Source organism: Longimonas sp., assembly GCF_046498435.1.
GTDB lineage: Bacteria > Bacteroidota > Rhodothermia > Rhodothermales > Salinibacteraceae > Longimonas.
In genome coordinates this window covers 1-6332 of record NZ_JAWOAR010000313.1, presented here as the reverse complement: position 1 = coordinate 6332, position 6332 = coordinate 1, and the positions used below count along the sequence as shown (strand labels likewise).

At 62.7% G+C, this 6332-nt stretch carries 7 protein-coding genes and 1 tRNA gene; 5 read left to right on the top strand and 3 right to left on the bottom strand.

What is annotated here, in order from left to right; all coding sequences use genetic code 11:
- Window positions 1-388 precede the first annotated feature (388 nt).
- Window positions 389-646: a hypothetical protein gene (locus R6U20_RS12045; protein WP_410338100.1), complete on the top strand. Its 258-nt coding sequence runs from the start codon at window positions 389-391 to the stop codon at window positions 644-646.
- Between the two features lie 106 nt (window positions 647-752).
- On the opposite strand, the gene R6U20_RS12040 is transcribed toward R6U20_RS12045, so the two are convergent.
- Window positions 753-826: transfer RNA gene (locus R6U20_RS12040), tRNA-Arg, on the bottom strand.
- A 186-nt stretch (window positions 827-1012) separates the two neighbouring features.
- Between R6U20_RS12040 and R6U20_RS12035 the strand changes: the two genes are divergently transcribed.
- Entirely contained in the window at window positions 1013-1381 is a 369-nt protein-coding gene (locus tag R6U20_RS12035) for a putative signal transducing protein (RefSeq protein ID WP_410338099.1), read from the top strand.
- Window positions 1382-1413: 32 nt separating this feature from the next.
- Window positions 1414-2232: a phosphatidate cytidylyltransferase gene (locus tag R6U20_RS12030; protein WP_410338098.1), complete on the top strand. Its 819-nt coding sequence runs from the start codon at window positions 1414-1416 to the stop codon at window positions 2230-2232.
- Window positions 2233-2234: 2 nt separating this feature from the next.
- Here R6U20_RS12030 and rsmB read toward each other — a convergent pair whose 3' ends face one another.
- Window positions 2235-3539: a 16S rRNA (cytosine(967)-C(5))-methyltransferase RsmB gene (gene rsmB / locus R6U20_RS12025; protein WP_410338097.1), complete on the bottom strand. Its 1305-nt coding sequence runs from the start codon at window positions 3537-3539 to the stop codon at window positions 2235-2237.
- Between the two features lie 112 nt (window positions 3540-3651).
- Here rsmB and R6U20_RS12020 point away from each other — a divergent pair, with 112 nt between their 5' ends.
- Together R6U20_RS12020 and R6U20_RS12015 are read left to right on the top strand one after the other, a co-directional pair.
- Entirely contained in the window at window positions 3652-4137 is a 486-nt protein-coding gene (locus tag R6U20_RS12020) for a hypothetical protein (RefSeq protein ID WP_410338096.1), read from the top strand.
- Between the two features lie 80 nt (window positions 4138-4217).
- Window positions 4218-5078, top strand: a complete 861-nt coding sequence (locus R6U20_RS12015; RefSeq protein ID WP_410338095.1) for a tetratricopeptide repeat protein — start codon at window positions 4218-4220, stop codon at window positions 5076-5078.
- A 19-nt stretch (window positions 5079-5097) separates the two neighbouring features.
- On the opposite strand, the gene R6U20_RS12010 is transcribed toward R6U20_RS12015, so the two are convergent.
- Window positions 5098-6332: DUF4105 domain-containing protein (locus tag R6U20_RS12010; RefSeq protein ID WP_410338094.1), on the bottom strand; the 1235-nt coding region annotated here is incomplete at its 5' end.

Sequence of the window (6332 nt, the reverse complement as noted above, 5' to 3'; positions counted from 1 at the left end):
TGCTTTGATGGGTGGATGCGAATGCGCATTTCATAGTACAAACCACACGCCCCCAACTACAACAGTTCGCTCCAATCGGGGCAATATTGTAGCATCTGGAGGCAGAGCAGGGTATTTCAGACCTGGGGTAAGGACGCGACGCGTAACTTTTTGAGATGAATCACCGGATGTCGTCCAGCACCCCGAGCACGAATCGATGCTCGTTTGAACCGCATAGATTGCGGCGAAGGCGTTCGGTACCGTTTGCTCCAGAAGATGCCTTGTAGTTCAGACGGATGCTACTTGCTTTTCATCCTACGCGTGGCTTTCCTGGTCTCAATAACGCAGCGCCAGGCCAAACGAGTGTGTTGCGTCTATCGTACTCCCCTCCTTACCCGCTCTCTGCGATATGCCTTGTCTCTTTGCCGCCCTCGCACTGGTGGTGCCGCGTGGCGCCATCATTGCCCTGTATCTGCTAACCGACTGGTTTGTGGGCGTATTTCCAGCCATCTGGTGGCCCATTGTTGGGTTTTTGTTCGCGCCTACGTTCACGCTGTGGTACAGCGCCGTCGTCCACTGGTACGATGGTACCTGGGGACTGCTACAAATTGTTGTGGGCATCATCGCCCTTATCATCGATCTCTCACCGGCAAAAGAAGCGTCGTAGCGTCCGGCAGACGGGTCTAATCATGCAGTAGGGACATGACGCGCCGTGTCCCTACTCAAAAACAAAACCCCTTGCTGGGCAGAGAGCCCAACAAGGGGTGCGTGTGTGCGCTCGGGAGGATTCGAACCCCCGACCTTTGGAACCGGAATCCAACGCTCTATCCAACTGAGCTACGAGCGCGCATGGCTGAGCATGTATTGCTACGGGCATGATGCGAATCGGGACTGTTTTTGTTCCTGTTAATATCGATGAAGCCCCGCTTCCCCCTGAACAGGTCGTGCGCTACAGATGGGATCTCCCATCGGACGTGTTCATTGCATGGATACCTTGCGAGCGCGTCCTTTTTCCTTACAAGTCTGCCGCCTTATGGCCAAATACGAAAACTGGATCCCGATCTTTAGCTCGGGCACTGATTACGAAGCCGATATCGTGCGCGATCGCCTCGACGACAGCGGCATCCCTGCCGTTGTACTTACGCAACGCGACCATGCGTTCAACCTGAACGTGAGCGACCTCGCCGAGGTGAACGTACTCGTTCCCCCCGACCATGCCGATGCGGCCCGCGCGGTCCTCGAAGAGAAACTCACCGACGCAGAACTGGAGGAGGCCGCCCTCGCCGCCGACCCCGACGCCCCCGATGCCCACAGTGCCGATGACGAGGCACGCCTCGACTCCGGTTACGATCGCACCGACCTGAGCGTCCCCGACGAGGACGACGACAACGACAACGCATAAGGACAATCCTCTCTCTGTTCTCTTTATAGTCTGTGACCGAGCTACAGCAGCGCATTGGGACGGGGCTTCTGGCGGCACCGCTCTTTGTGGGGGCGGTGTATTTGGGCGGCTATGCGTTCGGAGCCGTCATGGCGTTCATTGCCCTGGCCACGCAGTACGAATACTACGGGCTGGCCGCCTCAACCAATGCCGCTCCGCTGCAGCCGCTGGGATTTGCGCTTACCCTGTCGTTGGGGCTCGCGGTGCTGCATCCGCCGTTGTGGACGGTGGCGGGGCTCGTTCTCGTTGGCGGGCTCGCGGTGAGTCCGATGCTCTGCACGGACGAAGCCTACCTCTCTCGCATTGCCGCTACGCTTTTCGGGGTGGTCTACCCGGCGGGCGGACTCGTGGCGCTGCTTTTCATTCGCACGCATACCGCCTGGCCGCCTGAAAGCGCGGTGCTCGGCACGGTCTGGATTATCTTCGCCGTGTGGGGCACCGACATCTTTGCGTATTTCGCAGGCAAGCATCTCGGACGCCATAAGCTGGCTCCGCGCATCTCTCCGAATAAGACGTGGGCGGGCGCTTTTGGCGGAGCCGGGGGCGCGCTTGCTGCGGGCGGGCTCTACCTGGCGGGGGGCGCGGTGTTTGCGCTTCCCACCGTACCCGTGCTGCATGTTGTTGTCCTTTCGGTACTTATCGCCGCCGTCTGCATCTGCGGCGATCTCATTCAGAGCCTGCTGAAGCGCACCGCGTCGGCCAAAGACGCCGGGTCGCTTCTGCCCGGTCACGGTGGCTTTTTCGACCGCTTCGACGGGATGGCGCTGGCTGTTCCGCTGGCTGTGGTGTACCTGCACCTGCTGTTCGGGTAACGCTACGCGGCTTTCCGGCGGAGTCGCGCTCCAAATGCCCCATCGGTGCCGTGCGTTACCGGGTCGGTCTGCAAGAAGTCGTTGTGCCGTACATCAGATGGGAGATGCGTAGGCGATGCCACCTCGAAATCGCTGTGCCGGTCCAGGAAAGCCTGTACGCGCTCCTCGTTTTCCTGGGGAAGCAACGAGCAGGTGCTGTACACCAGGATGCCCTCGGGCGGAACGAGGCGCGCGGCGGACTCCAATAATTCGTCTTGGAGCGCCACAAGCTCCTGCACGTCGTTCGGGGTGCGGCGCCAGCGCAGATCGGCACGACGCCCGAGGACGCCGGTGCCGGTGCACGGTACATCAAGCAAGACGTGTGTGGGGGCGTCGGGCACATCCTGCGGGGAAAGCGTGCGGGCATCTGCCGTGTGCGTCTCGATGATACCGGTTGCGCCCGGAGCCTCCTGCAACGCCTGCAGCCGATGCGCGCTGTGGTCGTTGGCCCACACGCGGCCCTGCCCGTCCATGCGATGCGCGATGTAGCGCGTTTTGGTGCCGGGCGCGGCACACAAGTCGAGCACCGTGTCTCCGGGCTGCGGATCGAGCAGATCGACCACGAGTGCTGCGCCTTCGCCCTGCACCATCACGCGGCCCTCGTCGAGCCAGCCCGCCTGCACAACAGGTTGCAGGGCCTCTACGCGTACCATGCCGTCTACGTAGGGCGAGGGCGTCCACTCTACGCCGAGATCATCGAGATCGGTGGGAGCTACGTCGAACAGGTGGAGCGCGTAGGTGGGGCGCTCGTTCAGGCGATGCAGCAGCGCCTCGGTTTCAGCACGGCCCCGCGCATCCACCCAGCGGCGCACCAGCCACGTGGGCATGCTCGTTCGGATCGCCAGGTCGCGCTCCGGGTCGCCAGTGTCGGGCTGCGGCAGATCATCGCGCTGACGGTCGGTAGTGCGCAAGATGCCGTTGACGAGTCCGGCCACGCGCTTCCCCACCACATCTTTGGCCAGCTCCACATATTGATGCACCGCGGCCCGCGCGGGCGTAGCCTGAAACAGCAGTTCGTAGAGCCCCATCTTCAGGATGCGCACCACCGCCGGTTCCAGGTCGTTCGGAGTGCCGTTGTAGAGCTGCGTAATCAGAAACCAGAGCCAGCGCTGCTGACGCGTTACGCCTGCGACCACATCGCGCGCCTGCCGCCGCTGCCGGGGCGTACCGCCGATGTCGACCTGGTCGACGTACGCTTCGGTCTGGTCGATGCGTGTGAGGGCCCGGTAGGCGAGCTGGCGAGCGGGCGAAACCGTAGAATCGGCCATGCGAAACAGGAGGGTAATGATTAGCGTGCGGCATCAAACGGCAGCGGGGCACTGCTCGTTATCGTTCTTATCGTACCGCTTGGTCGTATGACGCGCACTACACTTCGTTGCCATGAATCAGCATCTACGGCGCAAACTCACGCTTCGGGCCCACGGCGAGCAGGTTGTGTTCGTAAAGCGCAAGCACGAGCGCATCGAACACGTGTGGATGAAGGCGTTCCTCTGGGCGTTTTACCTGGATGCGTATCCCGATGCCGAGGTTGAAATCGATATTCCGGGGCGCTACAAGCCCGACGTGGTGGCCATGGACCGTCGCCGTGGGCGTCCGCGCTTCTGGGCTGAGGCGGGCCATGTACCGGCCGATAAGCTTGCGCATCTCGCCAGCCACTACCCCAACACGCACCTCGCGATTGCCAAGTGGGACATGAGCCTCGATCCGTTCGTGGCTATGATTCAAGACGCGCTGCCCGGTGCCCGCTCGGCTCCCATCGACCTATGGCGCTTTCCGCCCGATAGCGCTGCACGCTTTATCGACGAGAAGGGCAACGTGCAGGTAGATGCCGAATACGCCACCCGGCGCCGCATTGGGCACGCGTAGCCGATTGGCGTTTGCTTCGAACCGATTGGGCCTGAACGAATAGGAGCGATACACTGCCTGTTGCCTGACGCTCGGTTGCTATGCGATGCCCGCCCCCCGCTGCGCATGTACCGGTCCTCTTCGCCGTTCTGTTTGGGATATGGGCCGTCCCCGTTCTCGCTCAGGCACCGTCTGACCTTGCGCCGGAAGATCGGGCGGTGCTCCAGGCGCAGGAAACGCTCACGTCCACTCCGCTGCCGTCTGACTCGATTGATGCCCGGCTCGAAGCGCTCGAAGACGAGCGGCAGACCGGCGAGTTCAGGCGTATCATGCAGGAGTTGGACGCGCTGGCCGAAGAGCATCCCGAACATGGCGGAATCCTCTGGCGCCTGGCCCGAACCCGCACTGATGTGGCCGAGCGTATTGAGGACGAGGAGGAGCGCAAGGCGCTGTGCCGCAAGGCATTATCGGAAGCAGAACAGGCGGTCGACTTGCTTCCCAATAGCTCGAACGCGCATCTCACGAAAGCCGTTGCCGCCGGACGCCTGGCTGTCATCTCAGGCACGCGGCAGCAGGTGGAGCTATCGCGAACGGTACGCGAGTATGCCGATCGCGCTATCGAACTCGACCCCGACAACGATCTGGCATACCATGTGCGGGGCCGCTGGCATTTTGAGGTCGCTCAGTTGGGTTTCTTTGCCCGGCGCGTGGTGAATTTGGTCTACGGCGGCCTGCCTGATGCCTCGTTCGAGGAGGCCCGCGCCGACTATCAGACCGCGCTCGATCTTGAAGAGCGGGCGGTGCATCACTTTGAGCTTGGTCGTACGCTGTTGGAGATGGACCGCCCCGGCCGGGCCCGCGAGCACCTGCGTCGCACAATCACGATGCCCCAGCGCGACGTGACGGATCCCATCTACAAGGAACGCGCCCGCCGACTGCTCCAGGAGATGGATCGCTCGTGAGCGGCCTAAGCCCCTGTAGCTACGCAGATGCTTCCGTGCGCAGCCCGGGCACGCGTCCATGCCAGGCTGCCCGGATCCCAAGCAGCGCCACGAGCGGGATGAGTCCGTCGTAGAGCCCTTGCGGCCAGAACGGCCAGCCCGCCAGCATTACCAGCGCGGCAGCAGCCGTGGCACGCCAGTAGAGACGCAGATACGCGCTGCCCCCTCGCCCAAGAAGCGCCGCCGCCACCAGATGGGTGGGCCAGGCCCAGAGCAGGTTCAGGTTTTGGTTGGTGACCTCGTGCAGACTGATGAACCAGAGAAAGGCCAGCGCCCCCCCTGCCGTGCCGATCACGCCAAAGAGCACCCGGTCGAACGCCCGCATCCAATCCGCTGTGCTACCCCGTTGCCGGGCGGTGCCGACAATGCCTACGCCGAGCAAGATCCAGAGCAGCGCGGCGGGCCACGGAAAGGATGCCTCGGCCCGCGTGTAGCCGTCGATCCAGAGGAGCGTGTCGGGCGCAGCGGCGAGCGGTTGGGGGCCAGAGGGACCGTCGATCGTGGCCTGGTCGGCCGCATCCAGTAGAAAATCGGGTAAGAACATGGCCTCGCGGGGCGTTACGGGGCGGTCGACTTGCGGACCCAGGGCCAGGTAGAAGCCGAAGGTCGTCCAGGGCCGGTCGGATACGTAGCGGTCGAGCATTTCGCGGAAGGTGAGCTGCGGGTCGGGCGCATCGGACCAATCGACGGTGGGCCACACGTCGGTGCAGGCGTCGCGAATCCGTGTCGAACAGTTGTCGAACAGGAAATCGTAGCGATAGACGCGGTTTTCGGGCTGGGCGTTGACGCGTAGAAAGCCCACGAGGGCGCTGCGCTGCTCGGGCGTGAGGTTGAGCGTCTGCTCCACTACGGGCCGCCCGAGCTGCTCGTAATGCCGCAGCGCGGCTGGAAACGAGGCCACGCTCAAATAATAATCGAGCTGACCGTACAAAAATTTGGGGACAAACCAGCGGTCGAATTGGAAGGTGCCGTAGTTGTAGAGCCGGTCGATGCCTTGCTCTGGGTCGTGCACACGCACTGCGCTGTGGCCGAAGGCTTCGTAGACGGCGGGGCCGGGCAGAATGGTGATGAGCGAGACATCGGCCTCGGGCGAGAGATCAGCGGTCTGTGCGGCTGCGGCATCAGGGCCTGCCAGCAGAATGATACCCATCAGTACCGCGGCTACATATCGAGAAACCCAGGCCATACGTCGTCCATTGTGATACGCGTTGTGTA